The organism is Halomonas saccharevitans, assembly GCF_032333995.1.
In the GTDB taxonomy this organism is placed as follows: domain Bacteria; phylum Pseudomonadota; class Gammaproteobacteria; order Pseudomonadales; family Halomonadaceae; genus Halomonas; species Halomonas saccharevitans.
The window spans coordinates 823,722-839,694 of record NZ_JAVXUR010000001.1 but is presented as its reverse complement, the minus strand read 5'-3'; the positions used below and the strand labels follow the sequence as shown (position 1 = coordinate 839,694).

Annotated in this window: 13 protein-coding genes; 11 read left to right on the top strand and 2 right to left on the bottom strand. The window is 67.8% G+C overall.

Features of this window, described 5'->3' with window-relative positions; all coding sequences use genetic code 11:
* Window position 1: 1 nt before the first annotated feature.
* The 10 genes from RSO68_RS03880 to RSO68_RS03835 all read left to right on the top strand — a co-directional run bounded on the left by RSO68_RS03880 (window position 2) and on the right by RSO68_RS03835 (window position 10,201).
* A complete protein-coding gene (locus tag RSO68_RS03880; RefSeq protein WP_315585515.1) occupies window positions 2-1,210 on the top strand; it encodes a DegT/DnrJ/EryC1/StrS family aminotransferase in 1,209 nt (402 codons plus the stop codon).
* A gap of 57 nt (window positions 1,211-1,267) precedes the next feature.
* Window positions 1,268-2,251, top strand: coding sequence for a TRAP transporter substrate-binding protein (locus RSO68_RS03875; protein ID WP_089850934.1), 984 nt, complete (start codon window positions 1,268-1,270; stop codon window positions 2,249-2,251).
* Window positions 2,252-2,327: 76 nt separating this feature from the next.
* Window positions 2,328-2,882: a TRAP transporter small permease gene (locus RSO68_RS03870; protein ID WP_315585514.1), complete on the top strand. Its 555-nt coding sequence runs from the start codon at window positions 2,328-2,330 to the stop codon at window positions 2,880-2,882.
* 5 nt (window positions 2,883-2,887) lie between these two features.
* On the top strand, window positions 2,888-4,168 hold the full coding sequence (locus RSO68_RS03865) for a TRAP transporter large permease (protein WP_089850936.1): 1,281 nt from the start codon (window positions 2,888-2,890) through the stop codon (window positions 4,166-4,168).
* Window positions 4,169-4,207: 39 nt separating this feature from the next.
* Entirely contained in the window at window positions 4,208-4,957 is a 750-nt protein-coding gene (locus RSO68_RS03860; RefSeq protein ID WP_315585513.1) for an aspartate/glutamate racemase family protein, read from the top strand.
* 158 nt (window positions 4,958-5,115) lie between these two features.
* Window positions 5,116-6,150 carry a YeiH family protein gene (locus RSO68_RS03855; protein WP_315585512.1) on the top strand — a complete coding sequence of 345 codons (1,035 nt, stop codon included), beginning with the start codon at window positions 5,116-5,118 and terminating at the stop codon, window positions 6,148-6,150.
* Between the two features lie 430 nt (window positions 6,151-6,580).
* Window positions 6,581-7,213: an acrylate utilization transcriptional regulator AcuR gene (gene acuR, locus RSO68_RS03850; protein ID WP_315585511.1), complete on the top strand. Its 633-nt coding sequence runs from the start codon at window positions 6,581-6,583 to the stop codon at window positions 7,211-7,213.
* Between the two features lie 88 nt (window positions 7,214-7,301).
* Window positions 7,302-8,285 (top strand): acrylyl-CoA reductase (NADPH), encoded by a 984-nt coding sequence (acuI, locus tag RSO68_RS03845; RefSeq protein ID WP_315585510.1) that lies wholly within the window; start codon window positions 7,302-7,304, stop codon window positions 8,283-8,285.
* 128 nt (window positions 8,286-8,413) lie between these two features.
* Window positions 8,414-9,631, top strand: coding sequence for an MFS transporter (locus tag RSO68_RS03840; RefSeq protein ID WP_315585509.1), 1,218 nt, complete (start codon window positions 8,414-8,416; stop codon window positions 9,629-9,631).
* Window positions 9,632-9,760: 129 nt separating this feature from the next.
* A complete protein-coding gene (locus RSO68_RS03835; RefSeq protein ID WP_315585508.1) occupies window positions 9,761-10,201 on the top strand; it encodes a DUF3617 domain-containing protein in 441 nt (146 codons plus the stop codon).
* A 122-nt stretch (window positions 10,202-10,323) separates the two neighbouring features.
* Here RSO68_RS03835 and RSO68_RS03830 read toward each other — a convergent pair whose 3' ends face one another.
* Entirely contained in the window at window positions 10,324-13,437 is a 3,114-nt protein-coding gene (locus tag RSO68_RS03830; protein WP_315585507.1) for an efflux RND transporter permease subunit, read from the bottom strand.
* A complete protein-coding gene (locus RSO68_RS03825) occupies window positions 13,437-14,531 on the bottom strand; it encodes an efflux RND transporter periplasmic adaptor subunit (RefSeq protein WP_315585506.1) in 1,095 nt (364 codons plus the stop codon). The genes RSO68_RS03830 and RSO68_RS03825 overlap by 1 nt, the downstream gene beginning before the upstream one ends.
* 239 nt (window positions 14,532-14,770) lie before the next feature.
* Between RSO68_RS03825 and RSO68_RS03820 the strand changes: the two genes are divergently transcribed.
* Complete coding sequence (locus tag RSO68_RS03820) at window positions 14,771-15,946, top strand: BaiN/RdsA family NAD(P)/FAD-dependent oxidoreductase (protein ID WP_315585505.1); 1,176 nt, start codon at window positions 14,771-14,773, stop codon at window positions 15,944-15,946.
* Window positions 15,947-15,973: the final 27 nt, after the last annotated feature.

The window sequence follows — 15,973 nt, the reverse complement described above, 5'->3', positions numbered from 1 at the left end:
CATGCGCCGTTTCCCGAAATCCTTTACCCAGCAGGAGCCGATCGCCGAGGCGGCGATCGAGGCCGCGGTGGCGGTGATGCGCACCGGTCGCCTGCACCGCTATAACCTGGTCGAGGGGGAGAAGGGCGAGACCGCCTTGCTGGAGCAGGAGTTTGCCGAAAGCCTCGGGGTCCCCTATGTACTGGCCTGCGCCTCCGGGGGCTATGCGCTGCAGCTGGCGCTGCGCGCCTGCGGGCTCGAGCGGGGCGAGGCGGTGCTGTGCAACGCCTTCACGCTCTCGCCGGTGCCGGGCAGCATCCACGCCGCGGGCGGTGAGGCCGTGCTGGTGGACATCCTCGAGGACACCACCGTGGACCCCGACGATCTGGCCGCCGCGGCGCGGGAGACGGGAGCGCGCTTCTTCCTGCTCTCGCACATGCGCGGCCACATCGGCGACATGGACGCCATCGTGGCGGTCTGCGAGGCCCACGGCATCACCCTGATCGAGGATTGCGCCCACACCATGGGGGCCAGCTACGACGGTCGTCCCAGCGGCACCTTCGGCAAGGTGGGCTGCTTCAGCACCCAGACCTACAAGCACCTCAACTCCGGCGAGGGGGGCCTTTTGAGCACCGAGGATCCCGAGGTGATGCGTCGCGCGGTGATCATGTCGGGCTCCTACATGCTCTACGACCGCCACCTGACGGCCCCGCCGGCCGAGACGTTCAGCGATACGCGCCTGGTGACGCCCAACATGAGCGGGCGAATGGACAATCTGCGCGCGGCGATCCTGCGCCCGCAGCTGGATGAGCTCGGCTCGCGTCGGCAGCGCTGGAACACGCTCTATCGTCGCCTGGAGGCGGGTCTGGCCCAGATGGCCCCGGTCGAAACGATTCCGCGGCCCGCGCGGGAGGACTTCGTCGGCAGCTCGATACAGTTCCATCTGCCGTCGCTTGGCCATGACGAGATCGCCCGGTTCGTCGCCGGGTGCGAGGCCCGTGGCATCCCGCTCAAGTGGTACGGCAAGTCACAGCCCGAGGATTACACCAGCCGCTACGACAGCTGGGGCTATCTCTCTGCGACGCGTCCTCTGCCGAACGCCGATCGCCTCCTGGCCACGCTGTGTGACCTGAGGCTGCCGTTGACCTTCGACGAAGGAGACTGTGACGACATCGTCCAGCTGATGGGCGACGCCATGGACCAGGCAACCAACAAGACGACGCCCGAGTAGTGCATACGCGTCGTATGCAGTAGCAGCACCCACCCGATGAAGAATGGAGTGACAACAATGTTCAAGAAAACTCTCTTGGCTTCCGCCGTGCTGGCCACACTGACCGCCCACGCCGCTCAGGCCGAGACCTTCAAGGTCGGTATGGGCGATCCCATGGAGTCCGATCAGGGGGCCCTGGCGCAGCGCTTCGAGGAGCTGGTCGAATCGCTCTCCGGCGGCGAGATGCAGGTCGAGCTGTTCCCCGGCGGTCAGCTCGGTTCCGAGACCGGCATGATCCAGGACACCCGCATCGGCAAGCTCGACTTCGCCCTGGTGGGGGTGGGTAACCTGACTCCCTATGCGCCGCGTCTCGGCGCCCTGACCATGCCCTACGCGATTCGCAGCCATGCCGATGCGGTCAAGGCCACCACTGGGCCCCTGGCGGATCGCTGGAACAGCATTGCCGAAGAAGAAGCCGGCGTGCATATCGTCAGCTGGCTCTATTCCAACTTCCGCTACCTCACCAACTCCGAGCGCCCCGTGACCACCCTTGCGGACATCGAAGGCCTCAAGGTGCGGGTGCCGCAGAACGAGCTGATGCTCTCTACCTATGAAGCCTGGGGCGCCAGCCCGATCAGCATGTCCTGGCCGGAGGTCTTCACCGGCCTGCAGCAGGGCGTGATCGACGGCCAGGACAACCCCTACATCGTCAACTACACGATGAAGTTCCACGAGGTACAGGACTACCTCACCGAGATCCACTACCAGTATTCCCTCCAGCCCATCGTGATGGGCGTGCGGACCTACGAGAAGCTCTCCGACGAGGAGCGCGCGATCATCGACCGGGCGGGTCTCGAGGCGCAGCTCTACGCGCTGCAGTTCCAGCTGACCGAGGCCTCCAAGGCACGCGCCGGCATGGAGGCCGAAGGGGTCGAGGTCTCGACCCTCGAGGACGAGGAAGAGTGGGTGCGCATCGCCAAGGAGCAGGTCTGGCCGGAGTTCTATGACGACATCGGCGGTCAGGAAGCCTTCGAGGAAATGCAGAAAGCATTGGGCCACTGAGTGAGGCCGGGCCGGGCGGCGAGGCGTCGCCCGGTCCGTCGCGCTTCTTGCACTCCCACCGGGGAAGGAGGCTTTCGTGTTAGCCAAGCTCAATCATATCGAGGATTACGCCTGCCGCTTCCTGCTCGGGGTGTTCGTCGTGCTGCTGTTCGTGCAGGTGGTCATGCGAGTGACGCTGGGCATCGGCATGGCGTGGATCGAGGAACTGGCGCGCTACGCGTTCATCTGGTTCGTGTTCCTGGGGGCGGCCCATGCGGCCCACCTGGGGGCCCACAACCGTTTGCAGACGCACATCAAGCTGTTGCCCAAACGCGTCGCCAACACCTTGCTGCTGCTGGTCGACCTGATCTGGGTGGGCTTCTGCCTGGTGCTGGCCTGGAAGAGCCTGGATCTGATCGGGCTGCTGCTGGAGTTTCCCTACGACTCGCCGGCCCTTGGCTGGTCGCTGGCCTACGTCTACTTCGTGTTCCCCATCGCCTTCGTGCTGATGGCCTTTCGCGTGCTGCAGGTCCAGTACCTGAAGCTGGTCAAGGGCATCGAGCCCGGCGACGTGGAACAGCAGGAAGTCAGCAAGATTACCGAGGGGGAGTCCAACACCACTGACGACTCGTCCTCCAACGGCAAGGGGTAAGCCGCATGGCCGCAACGTTACTGTTTTCCATGTTCGGGGCGCTGCTGTTCTTCGGCGCGCCCATCGTGGTGGCCCTCGGGGTCGCCTCCATGGCGGTCTACGTGCTCAACGGCGACGATATCAGTTCGCTGATCGAGCTGGCCTTCTCCGCCATCAACTCGTTTCCGCTCATGGCGCTGCCCTCGTTCATCCTGGCCGGCGCCCTGATGGGCGACGCCGGTATCGCCCGACGCCTGATCCACATCGCCGAGGAGCTGGCGGGTCCCGCCGCCGGCGGGCTGGGCGCCGCCGCGGTGATGGCCTGCATGTTCTTCGGCGCGATTTCCGGCTCCGGACCGGCGACCACGGCCGCGGTCGGCATGCTGGTAATTCCGGCGATGATCGAACGCGGCTACGGGCGCAGCTATCCGGCGGCGATCACCGCCACCGCCGGCGGACTCGGAGTCGTGATCCCGCCCAGCATGCCGCTGGTGATCTACGGCGTGACCGCCAACGAGTCCATCTCGGCGCTGTTCATGGCCGGGGTCTTTCCCGGCATCATGCTCGGCGTGGGCCTGATCGTGGCCAACTACATCACCGCCAAGCGCAACGGCTACCAGACCGAGGGCACGGGCTACGACAAGAAGCGCATCTTCAGGGTCCTGAAGGACGGCTTCTGGTCGCTCATGGCGCCGGTGGTGATCCTGGGCGGCATCTATTCCGGGATGTTCACGCCTACCGAGGCGGCGGTGGTCTCGATCTTCTATGCCCTGTTCGTCGGCATCTTCATCCACAAGGAGTCGTCGCTGCGCGGGCTCAACGAGGCCTTCCAGAGCACCACCTGGCTGACCGGGCGGGTGCTGATCATCATGTTCACCGCCACCGCCTTCGGCCGCATCCTGGTCGAGAATCACATCCCGGCGATGATTGCCCAGGGCATCCTGCAGATCACCGACAGCCTGTGGCTGGTATGGATCCTGGTGATCGGCTTCCTGCTGATCGTCGGCATGTTCATCGAGATTCTCGCCACCATCATGATCGTCACCCCGGTGCTGCTGCCGGTGATGGTGGAGCTGGGCGTCGATCCGATCCACTTCGGGATCGTGCTGGTGGTGAGCCTCGGCATCGGCTTCTCCACGCCGCCCCTGGGCGAGAACATGTTCATCAGCTCGAGCATCGCCAACGTCTCCATCGAGCGCATCTCGGTCCGCGCCATTCCGCTGGTCGGCTCCATGATAGTGATCGATCTGCTGCTGGCGTTCTTCCCCCAGATCACCCTGTGGCTGCCCACGGTGCTGGGCTTCTGATCATCCATGACACTCATGACACCGATGAATAGGCACACGATGACGATCGACGACCGCGACAGCCAGGCCTCCTCCCGCGAGCCGCACACCATGGTCGGCGTGCTGGGGGGCATGGGGCCCGATGCCACCGTGACCTTCATGCAGCGGGTTATCGACGCCACGCCCGCCGAGGATGACATCGATCATGTCCATCTGCTGGTGGACAACAACCCCAAGGTGCCCTCGCGGATCAAGGCGCTGATCGACGGCGACGGCGAGAACCCGGGGCCGGCGATCGCCGCCATGGCCCGGCGCCTCGAGCGGGCCGGCGCCGCCTTTCTGGTGATGCCGTGCAACACCGCCCACTACTACTGGCGGGATGCCCAGGACGCCGTCGATATCCCGGTCTGGCACATCGTCGAGCGGACGCTGGACAGCGTCGCTCGTCGCCTGCCCGGGGCCCGGGTTGGCCTGCTCTGCTCGCCGGCGCTGCGCAGGATCGGACTCTACGAGGGCTTCGTCGAGGCGCGCGGCCTGTCGCTGGTCTATCCCGAGGACGAAGGCGCGGTGCTCGAGGTGATTCGCGCTGTCAAGCGCGGGCAGGGGCGTCATCCCGACACCCTGGCCGCCTTCGCCCGGGCCGCCGACGATCTCAAGGCGCGCGGGGCGGACGTGCTGGTGCTGGCCTGTACCGAGCTCTCGGTCATCGACGACGCCCTCGATGGCTCGCTGCCCGTGGTAGATAGCGTCCGGGTGCTGGCCGAACAGGTGGTGGCCGCCGCCGAGGGCGTCGAGGCCGTCACGCCCTAGCCGTTAAGCCCTAGCCGTCAAGACCTAGCCGTCTCGACCGAACGGGTCCGAACGATACCGGCCCCCACTTTTCCCGACTCGCCGGGCCTGTCTGTCCCTGTTTGCTGGATCGGGGGAGAGGTCGTGCGCCCGGCGAGCGGCACCAGGAGAACCGCGACATGAAAACCACCCTCTTCGATACGCCACTCGCCGAGCGGCTCGGCCGGGCCACCCCCATCGGCCGCGGCCTGCTGGTGTGCGTCACCATTGCGCTTGCCACCACCTTCATCGCCGACCACTACGGCGGGCCGACGCTGCTCTACGCCCTGCTGTTCGGCATGTCGCTGCACTTCCTGAGCGAGGAGGGGCGCTGCCGCCAGGGCATCGAGTTCGCCGCTCGAACCGTGCTGCGCCTCGGCGTGGCCCTGCTGGGGGCACGCATGACCCTCGCCCAGGTCGGCGACCTGGGGATCGGCCCCGTGCTCACCGTGGTGGTGGCCGTGGCCCTGGTCATCGCCATGGGCTCGGTGCTGGCCCGGGTGCTGGGCCTGGATCGCGATCTCGGGCTTTTGACCGGCGGCGCCGTCGCCATCTGCGGAGCCTCGGCGGCGCTCGCCCTGTCGGCGGTGATGCCGCGTCATGAGACCCACGAGCGCAACACCATCCTCACGGTGGTCGGGGTCACCACGCTATCGACCATGGCGATGGTGATCTATCCGCTGATCGCCGGGGCCCTGGAACTCGCCAACGCCCAGGCGGGGATCTTTCTCGGCGGCACCATCCACGACGTGGCCCAGGTGGTGGGGGCCGGCTACATGATCTCGGAGGAGACCGGCGACATCTCGACGCTGGTCAAGCTGGTGCGGGTGGCCATGCTGGTGCCGGCGGTGATGGTCTTCATGTGGCTGTTCCGGGCCTCGCGCCAGGCGGAGGGGGCGGCGACCAAGGTGCCGATGCTGCCGAGCTTCCTGGTGGGCTTCGTGGTGCTGGTGCTGGTCAACAGCATGGGGCTGATTCCCGAGGTGGTGAACGAGGGGATGTCGACCCTGTCGCGCTGGTGCCTGGTCACCGCCATCGCCGCGCTCGGCATCAAGACCTCGTTCCAGAAGCTCGCGGTGGTGGGCTGGAAGCCGGTGATCCTGATGGCGCTGGAGACCCTCTTCCTGCTGGTCGTGGTGCTCGGCGTGGTGCTGATCGGCGGCCTGGGCACCTGATCGCCCGGGCTATTTCAACGGGGCTAACGCAGATAGCGGAGTTGCTGGCGCTGATTCGTTGACAGGTCTTCAGGGGGCGCTGTGAACCCATCCATGGGCGCTACCGACGCCCTGCGGTGCTCCCGCGTCCCGCTCCGCTTGCAGGGCCGGTGCTGGCCATCCATGGCCAGCCCGTTCGAAGCCATGCTTCTCACCCTTGGCGTAGGACCCCCTTTCGACCTTTCCCCGACAGCTTCATCCATACCAGTTGCCACTCTGGTCACCCCGAGCTTCTCGCGCAGAGTGCGTGAAAGAAGAAGCGACCAGTCGGCATTCGTCGACTGGCCGCCGGCGTATGTGAGGGGAGGGGAAGGCGCGCGGGAAAGGGGACAATCGACGTGTCGCCGATTCTCGGCTTGATTTTATAGACAGTCGGTCTATATTTAACGACATGACCAACACGACCTCCAAACCCCGTCGCGGCCGGCCCCCCAGGGTGCCCCGCGACGACCCGGATACCCGGGCGGCCCTGATTCGCAGCGGCACCGAGGTGCTGACCGAACAGGGCTTCACCGCCTCTGGCATCGACGGCATCCTCAAGCGCGTCGGCGTCCCCAAGGGCTCGTTCTACTACTACTTCGACAGCAAGGAGGCGTTCGGGCGTGCCGTGATGGAGCACTATGGCGCCTACTTCGCGAGAAAGCTGGATCGCCATCTGCGGGACGCCGCGCGCTCGCCGCTTGCGCGCATCGAGGCCTTCGTCGCCGATGCCCGCGACGGCATGGCCCGCCACGACTTCCGCCGGGGTTGCCTGGTCGGCAACCTGGGGCAGGAGGCCGGCGGCCTGCCGGAGGGGTATTGCGAGTGGCTGCGGGCGACCCTCGATGACTGGCAGCGGCGCCTTGCGCGCTGCCTGAACGAGGCGAAGATGGCCGGCGAGCTCGCCGATCACGCCGACAGTGAGCGGCTCGCCGAGGCCTTCTGGATCGGCTGGGAGGGCGCGGTGATGCGCGCGAGACTCGAACGCCGGGCGCGTCCCCTGGAGGTCTTCATCACCACGTACATGGAGGGGCTTCCCCGCTAGGGGCGCCCCTTCATGCCACCCGCGTGGCATTTACATGCCATTCGATAGACGCTCGGTCTATAAACTGTTCAACAAGACGAGGTGCACGATGTTCAAGGCCATTCTGATCGACAAGAACGACGACGGGCAGCGGGTTGCGGTAGAGACGCTGGACGAGTCCCGCCTGCCGGACGGCGACGTCACGGTGCGGGTCGACTGCAGCACCCTCAACTACAAGGACGCCCTGGCGATCACCGGCAAGGGGCCGGTGGTGCGCCAGTTTCCCATGGTGCCGGGAATCGACCTGGCGGGCACGGTCGAGCACTCCACGGTGGATGCCTACCAGGCGGGTGACGCCGTGCTGCTCAATGGCTGGGGCGTGGGTGAGAAGCACTGGGGGGGCCTTGCCGAGAAGGCGCGCCTGGACAGCCGCTGGCTGATTCCCCAGCCCGCGGCCTTCAGCGCCCGCCAGGCCATGGCCATCGGCACGGCCGGCTACACCGCCATGCTGTCGGTGATGGCGCTGGAACAGCAGGGCGTGACACCGGAGCAGGGCGAGGTGCTGGTGACCGGCGCCAACGGCGGCGTGGGCAGCTATGCCATCGCGCTGCTCGCCCGGCTGGGCTTCCGGGTCGTGGCCTCCACCGGACGCCTCGAGGAGACGGACTACCTCAAGGGGCTCGGCGCCGAGTCGGTGATCGACCGGGCCGAGCTCTCCGAGCCCGGGCGTCCCCTGGCCAAGGAGCGCTGGGCGGGTGCCGTCGACTCGGTGGGCAGCCATACCCTGGCCAACGTGCTGGCCTCGACCCGCTACGGCGGTGCCGTGGCCGCCTGCGGGCTGGCCCAGGGCATGGATCTGCCCTCGAGCGTCGCGCCCTTCATCCTGCGCGGCGTGACCCTGGCCGGAATCGACAGCGTGATGCGCCCCTATGCCGATCGCGTCGAGGCCTGGCGCCGGCTCGGCGAGCTGCTCTCACCGGAGCAGCTGGACGCCATCACCCGCACCATCGGCCTGGACGAGGCTATCGACACCGCGGGCGAGCTGCTGGCCGGCCGGGTGCGCGGTCGCGTGGTGGTCGATATGTCGCGCTGAGGGCGGTGCCTGGCGATCTCGGACGACCGACAGGGGCACGCCGACGGCGTGCCCCTTTTTTGCGTCCGGGCGCCGCACGCTTTTCTGATAGGCTTGCCGGAGTCATCGATCGTCGCCGAGGAGAGGGAATGAGGGCCGCCAGTCGTCTGGAGAAACGCAACGTCGCCATCCTGGTCGCCAGCCAGACGCTCTACATGGTCGCGACGATCACCGTGATGACGCTGAGCGGGGTGGTGGGCCACCGGCTCACGCCCGCGGCGGGGCTTGCGACGCTGCCCGTCGCCATGCTGATGATTGGCACCCTGCTCGCGACCCTGCCGGCTTCGCTCTACATGAAGCGGGTGGGGCGCCGGCGCGGTTTCATGGTCGGGGCGGCGCTCGGCGGCGCGCTCGGCGGGCTGGTGGCCTTCGCCGCCATCGCCCTCGAGCACTTCTGGCTGTTCTGTCTGGGCAACCTGCTGCTGGGTGGCTATCAGGGCTTTGCCATGTACTACCGCTTCGCCGCCGTCGACGTGACCCGCCCGGCCTTTCGCAGCCGGGCCATCTCCCTGGTGCTGGCCGGCGGAGTGGTGGCAGCCTTTCTCGGGCCCTGGAACGCCAGCCTGACCAATGACTGGATCGCCACGGTGCCGGATGGTGGGCCCTATCTGATGATTGCCGGCCTGGCGCTCGCGGCGATGCTGATACTCGGCGGCCTGCGCGTGCCGGCGAGCGGCGAGCCCGCCCCCGGCGAGTTCGCCCGTCCGATGGCCGAGATCGGCGCCCAGGCGCGCTTTTGGGTCGCGCTGGTCGCCGCGGCCACGGGCTACGCCATCATGGGGCTGGTGATGACCGCCACGCCGCTCTCGATGCGCGCCCTGGGCTTCGAGATGGGGCAGGTGGCCATCGTCATGCAGTGGCACGTGCTCGGCATGTTCGCGCCCTCCTTCGTCACCGGGGATCTGATTGCTCGCTTCGGGGTCATCCGCATCCTGCTGGTGGGCACCGCGATACTGGCCGTCTCGAGCCTGCTGGCGGCTTCCGGCACTGGGCTTGTCCATTTCTGGGCGGCGCTGCTGATGCTCGGCGTCGGCTGGAATTTCCTGTTCATCGGTGGCAGCACGCTGCTCGCCAGCACCCACTCCGAGGCCGAGCGCGGTAAGGTTCAGGGCGTCAATGACCTGGTCATCTTCTCGCTGGTGGCGGCGGGTTCGCTGCTGTCGGGGAATCTGCTGCGGCAGCTCGGCTGGACCGGGCTCAACCTGGCGATGCTGGGGCCGATCGTGCTGGTGGCTGTGCTCATCGCCTGGTTCAAGCTCAACGAGGCGCGTGATCGTCCGGCGCAGCTCAGCGGCGAGCGGCGGTAAACAGGCGCGCATCGCGCAAGGGGCCCGCGGGCAAGGAGCTCTAGCGCTTGATTGGGAGGCGGGGCCGATTGGGATATGCTGATGGCGATGCCGAAGGCCTGGCAGATCACCTACCCCAGGGAGAGCCCTATGTCGTTTCGTCCCCTTCTTGCCAGCCTGCTGCTGGCTACCCCGCTGCTGACTACTCCGCTCGTGGCCGCCGCCGCGGCCCCCAATATCGAGCCCGGCCAGTGGGAGTTCACCAGCACCACCTCGGTGGCCGGCGACCTGCCGATTCCCGACCAGGTTGAGACCAGCCAGGAGTGCATCGCCCAGGGCGACCTCGAGGATGAAGCGTTCAGCTTCATCGAGGAGGAGGAGGGCTGCGAGCTGCTCGACCACGAGGTCACGGTCGACGGCATGGACTATCGCATGGTCTGCCGGGCCGAGGGCGGCGAGGCCAGCATCGTTGGCCGCATGGACTTTCTCGGCGAGCGGGTCGAGGGCAACGTCGACATCCTGGTCGACTCCGCCGCGGGCGAGCTCAATATGACCACCGTCGTGGAAGGCCGGCGCCTCGGCGACTGCTGAACCGCGCGCTCGCCCATCGCCACCTCCCGGCCATTGGCGCCGATTCAACGACGTGATCCCTCGCCCATAATCGGCGCCGCCTAGCCACGGCGCCGCCTAGCCACGGCGGCGTCGACCGAGCGTCAGTGGCCGGCGGGTTCCTCGCCCATCTCGTCGGCCAGGCGTCGGGCGACATCGCCGGGCGCGCCGGTGCGCCGGGCCAGCAGGTCGTAGGCCACCGGCACCACGAACAGGGTGAACAGTGTGGCCGCGGCCAGGCCGCAGAGAATGACGGTGCCGATCACCAACCGGGTCTCGGCGCCGGCGCCGCTGGAGACGATCAGCGGCACGGCGCCCGCCATGGTGGTCACCGCCGTCATCACGATGGGCCGCAGGCGCGTCACTGAGGCTTCCACCAGGGCCTCATGGAAGGCCATGCCGCGATCGCGCAACTGGTTGGCGAACTCGACGATCAGGATGCCGTTCTTGGCCGCCAGCCCCACCAGCATGACCAGCCCCACCTGACTGTAGATGTTCAGCGACTGCCCGGTGAGGTAGAGCCCCAGCAGGGCGCCGCAGATCGCCAGCGGCACGGTGAGCATGATCACGAAGGGGTGCACGAAGCTCTCGAACTGCCCGGCCAGCACCAGGAAGACCACCAGGACGCCCAGTCCCAGCAGGAAGGCGGTGGCGCCGCTGGCTTCCTGGTAGTCCCGCGAGGCGCCCTTGACGTCGGTCTGGGCCGCCGGCGGCAGGATCTCGTCCACCGTGGTTTCCAGGTACTCGAGCGCCTCGCCCAGCGTATAGCCGTCCGCCAGGTTGGCCTCGATGGTGATCGCCCGGACCCGATTGAAGCGGTTCAGCGTGCTGGGCCCGGCGAAGTCCGTGAGCGTCACCAGGCTCGCCAGGGGGATCAGCTCGCCCGAGCGGTCGGAGCGCACCCGGATGCTCTCCAGGGACCTGGGGCTCGGCCGGGAACCGGGTGCTCCCTCGAGGATGACGTCATACTCCTGGCCGTCGTCCACGTACTGGGTCACGGTGCGCCCGCCCAGCAGGGTCTCCAGGGTGCGGCCGATCTCGGTGACCGTCACCCCCAGCGCGGCGGCGCGGGTGTAGTCGATGTCCACGCGCAGCTGCGGCTGATTCTCCTCGTAGTCGCTCTCAAGCCCCGTCAGGCGCGGGTTGTTCTCGCGCAGGTGGGCCAGCAGGGTGTCGCGCCACTCGGCCAGCTGCTCATAGGTGCCACCACCCAGCACGAACTGCACCGGCTTCTCGACCCGCGACCCGAAGCCTTGTCGCATCACCGGGAAGGCCCGGATGCCGGGCAGGTCGGCGAGTCGGCCGCGGATCTCGTCCATGATCGTCCAGGCCGAGCGGCGCTCTGCCCAGTCGGCGAGGGTGACGATGACGAAGCCGCTGTTGAAGTTCTCGATGTTGCCCCAGCCCCGCGGCGCGCGCACCAGGATGCGCTCGACCTCACCCTGCTCGGTGAGCGGCAGCAAGCGGGTCTCGATCTCGTCCATGTAGTCGAGCATGTAGTCGTAGGTCGCACCGGGCGGGCCGTTGACCAGCACGAAGAAGTTGCCGCGATCCTCCTTGGGGGTGTACTCGTTGGGCAGTTGCCCGTTGAGCCACACCGTGGCGCCGACGATGCCGAGAAACAGCGCCAGCACCAGCAGGCGAAGCCCCAGTACGCGCTCGAGCAGACGGCGATAGCCCCGGCGGGAACGGTCCAGGCCCCACTGCACGGCCCGCGCCAGGCGGCCCTCGTGCATGTCGGCCTTGAGGATCTTGGAGGCCATCATCGGCGTCAGAGTCAGCGCCAGCAGGCTGGAGATGATCACCGCGGCGGCCAGGGTGAGGGCGAATTCCGAGAATAGGCGCCCGATGTCGCCCTGCAGGAGGCTCAGCGGCACGAACACCGCCACCAGCACCAGCGTGGTGGCGATGACCGCGAAGGCGATCTGGCGGGTGCCGCGGAAGGCCGCCACCAGTGGTGTCTCGCCGAGCTCCTGCATGCGCCGGTGGATGTTTTCCAGCACCACGATGGCGTCATCGACGATCAGGCCGATGGCCAGCACCAGAGCCAGCAGGGTCAGCAGGTTGATGGTGAAGCCCAACACCGCCAGCGCCGCGAAGGTACCGATCAGGGCGATGGGCACCGTCACGGCCGGAATCAGGGTGGTGCGCACGTTGCCGAGAAACAGGAAGATCGCCACCACCACCAGGCCCATGGCGATGAACAGTGTCTGTACCACCTGGCCGATGGCGCCGGAGACGAACACCGACGAGTCGAAGTTCAGCGACAGCGACATGCCTTCGGGCAGGGTACCCTGCAGGCGCGCCATCTCCGCCTTGGCGCCCTTGGAGATCTCCAGCACGTTGGCGGTAGACTGCTTCATCAGACCCAGCCCGACCACGGGCACACCGTTACCGCGAAAGATGGTGCGCTCCTCCACCGCGCCGATCTCGACTCGCGCCACGTCGCCCAGGCGGACCAGGTAGCCGTCGGCGCCCTCGTCGAGGGCCAGCTGGCGGAAATCCGCGGGGGTGGCAAAGCTTCTCGGCAGGCGCACGATGAACTGACGTGCCTCGGAGACCAGGGCGCCGCCGGGAAGCTCGACATTTTCTTCACGCAGGACGTCTTCGACGTCGCCCACCGTCAGGCCGCGCGCCGCCAAAGCGTCAGCATCGAGCCAGACACGCATGGCGTATTCTCGGCCGCCCCCGACCCGCACCTGGGCCACGCCGGGCAGCACCGAGAAGCGATCCACCAGATAGCGGTCGGCGTAGTCGGTCAGCTCGGCCACGTCGTAGCCCTCGCCGCTCAGCGAGAACCAGATCACCACTTCGGAGCTCGAATCGGCCTTCTGCACCTCGGGCGGATCGGCCTCCTCGGGCAGGTTGTCCCGGGCCCCGGAGATACGATCGCGAATGTCGTTGGCGGCCGCGTCGATGTCCAGGTTCAGGCTGAACTCCACGTTGATGCTGGAGCGGCCGTCGCGGCTGGAGGAGGAGATCACCTCGATGCCCGCCACCCCGGCGATGCGATCCTCCAGCACCTGGGTGGCGCGGGTCTCCACGATGCTGGCCGAGGCGCCGGGGTAGCGGGTGTCGATGGAGACCACCGGCGGGTCGATGGCGGGGTACTCCTGGAGCGGCAGCCGCTCCAGCGCCAGCAGGCCGAAGGCGACGATCAGGGCGGCCATCACCACCGCCAGTACCGGGCGCTGGACGGACAGGTCGGAGAGGCGCATCAGCCGTTCACCTCGGCGGCGTCGCGGCTGCGACGCAGCAGCTGGGGCACGGTGGTGTCGCCGTCGAGGATGCCCAGCAGGCGAGTCGGCTGGCCATCGCGGACCCGCTCGGTGCCGTGGGCGACCACCAGGTCATCCTCGGCGAGCCCCTCGAGGATCTCCACCTCGCCCTCGCGACGCGCGCCGATGCGCACCTCCCGTTCCTCGACCCGGTAGGCCTCGCCGTCGCTCTGGAGGGTCAGCACGAACTGGCGCTGCCCCTGTGGCATCAGCGCCGCCTCGGGAATCACCAGCGCCTCTCGGGGCGCGCTCTCGAGTCTCACCTGCATGAGCATGCCGGGGCGCAGCGCGAGCGCTGGATTGGCGAGTTCGGCACGCACCCTGATGCTGCGGCTTATCGGGTCGATCCGCGTGCCGATGCTCGCCACCTCGCCGCGAAACGGGGTGTCGGGCAGGGCTGCACTGGTCGCGGTCAGCGTCAGGCCCGGCGCGATCTGAGCGAGGGCCCGCTCGGGCAGGGTGAAGTCGAGCTTCATGACCTCGAGCCGGTCCAAGGTGACGAGCTCGGTGCCGGGGGTCACCAGGGTGCCCACGCTGACGTTGCGAAAGCCCACGATGCCGCCGAAGGGCGCCTGGATGCGAGTGTCGGCAAGTCTAGCCTCCAGAGCCTGGATTTCCGCTTCGGCCTGGCGCAGGCGGGCCCGGGCGTCTTCCACGTCGGCCCGTGGCGCCAGGTTGCGGCTCTGCAGCTGGGCGAGCCGGCTGACGGCGTTGCGCCGCTCGTCGCGCAGCGCCTGGGCGACCCGCAGGTCGGCGCGCTGCTCGTCATCGGCCAGGCGCACCAGCAGCTCGCCGGCCTCGACCCGCTCGCCGCCCTCGAAGGTCAACTCGGCGATGGTCTCGGTGACGGTGGCGGAGAGGGTCACGCTCTCGTCGGCGCGCAGGGTGCCCAACGCCTCCAGCGGGTCTGACCAGGCGGCGAGGCTGGCGCGGGCGGCGATCACCGCGGTGGGCTGCTGGGCGATGACCAGCGGCGAGAGCACCAGCAGGGCCAGGCCGATCAGCAGGGTCAGGCGTGTTCGCGATGAGATCATGGCGGGCTTCTTGTCGATGGTCGATGAGCGGGTACCCGTTCCGTCGGGCCCGTAGCAGCTTGGAATTCGGCTGTGGCAGAGTGTGACAGCACAGTGTGGAAGAAATGCACAGGTGGTTTGCTGTCATCCCAATGTACAATTCTTGTACAGAAATAACCACTCTCCGACGGTGCTCGGCGTCGAACCGGCGGACTGCTAGAATGCGCGGCCCGACTCGATGCCCGCAGGAGACCCTGGCCGTGACGTATGACGTGGTAGTGATCGGCGCCGGCGCCGCCGGCCTGATGTGCGCGCTGACTGCCGGCTATGCCGGGCGGCGCGTGCTGGTGGTGGATCATGCCAACAAGGCCGGCAAGAAGATCCTGATGTCCGGCGGGGGACGCTGTAACTTCACCAACCTGGCCTCCAGCCCGGCCAACTTCTATTCGGACAACCCGGCCTTCTGCATCTCGGCCCTCAAGCGCTACCGGCCCGAGCACTTCGTCGAGCTGGTGGACCGCCACGGCGTGGAGTACGTGGAGAAGGCCCCGGGCCAGCTGTTCTGCGCCGACTCCGCGAAGGAGATCCTGCGCGTGCTGCTGACCGAGTGCGACTGGGCGGGGGTCGAGATTCGCCTCAAGACCTCGATCGAGGCCGTGGAGCGCGCCGGGGAGGGCATGCGGCTGACCACCTCGGCGGGGCGCATCGACGCCGGCGCCGTGGTGGTGGCGAGCGGTGGGCTCTCCATCCCGACCATGGGCGCCAGCGGGTTCGGCTATGATCTCGCCCGGCAGTTCGGCCTCGCGGTCACCGAGACCCGGGCCGCCCTGGTGCCCTTCACCCTGACCTCGCAGTGGAAGGCGCGGGCCGAGGCCCTGGCCGGGGTCAGCGTCGAGGTGGCGGTGAGCTGTCGCGGTCGTCGCTACCGCGAACCGATGCTCTTCACCCATCGCGGCCTGTCGGGCCCCGCCATGCTGCAGATCTCCAGCGTCTGGCAGCCGGGCGATACCCTCTCCATCGACCTGCTGCCCGGTATCGATGCCCTCGAGGCCCTGGTCTCGGCGCGCCGTGAGACACCCAGGCGCCGCCTATCGACCTGGCTTGGCGAGCGGCTGCCGAAGCGACTCGCCCAGGCGCTGGTGGAGTGGCATGGCGATGACGGGGTGCTGGCCGAATATTCCAATGATCGTCTGGCGGCCTGGGCAGAGCGGCTCGGCGACTGGCGGGTCAAGCCGTCCGGCACCGAGGGCTGGCGCACCGCGGAGGTGACGATGGGCGGAATCGACACGCGGTCGATCTCGTCGAAGCACTTCGCGGTCACGGGGCTGCCCCAGCTGCGTTTCATCGGCGAAGTGCTGGATGTGACCGGCGAGCTCGGCGGCCACAACTTCCAGTGGGCCTGGGCATCCGGCGTGGCCTGCGGTATGGCACTGTAGCGGTCTTCCTTCCTGGCACAACCGTTT

Coding starts and splice junctions, on each gene's coding strand:
- RSO68_RS03840 (WP_315585509.1), top strand. CDS start 8,414: ATGAGGGCCGCCAGTCGTCTGGAGAAACGCAACGTCGCCATCCTGGTC.
- RSO68_RS03835 (WP_315585508.1), top strand. CDS start 9,761: ATGTCGTTTCGTCCCCTTCTTGCCAGCCTGCTGCTGGCTACCCCGCTG.
- RSO68_RS03880 (WP_315585515.1), top strand. CDS start 2: ATGCGCCGTTTCCCGAAATCCTTTACCCAGCAGGAGCCGATCGCCGAG.
- RSO68_RS03860 (WP_315585513.1), top strand. CDS start 4,208: ATGACGATCGACGACCGCGACAGCCAGGCCTCCTCCCGCGAGCCGCAC.
- RSO68_RS03875 (WP_089850934.1), top strand. CDS start 1,268: ATGTTCAAGAAAACTCTCTTGGCTTCCGCCGTGCTGGCCACACTGACC.
- RSO68_RS03825 (WP_315585506.1), bottom strand. CDS start 14,531: ATGATCTCATCGCGAACACGCCTGACCCTGCTGATCGGCCTGGCCCTG.
- RSO68_RS03855 (WP_315585512.1), top strand. CDS start 5,116: ATGAAAACCACCCTCTTCGATACGCCACTCGCCGAGCGGCTCGGCCGG.
- RSO68_RS03865 (WP_089850936.1), top strand. CDS start 2,888: ATGGCCGCAACGTTACTGTTTTCCATGTTCGGGGCGCTGCTGTTCTTC.
- acuR (WP_315585511.1), top strand. CDS start 6,581: ATGACCAACACGACCTCCAAACCCCGTCGCGGCCGGCCCCCCAGGGTG.
- RSO68_RS03830 (WP_315585507.1), bottom strand. CDS start 13,437: ATGCGCCTCTCCGACCTGTCCGTCCAGCGCCCGGTACTGGCGGTGGTG.
- acuI (WP_315585510.1), top strand. CDS start 7,302: ATGTTCAAGGCCATTCTGATCGACAAGAACGACGACGGGCAGCGGGTT.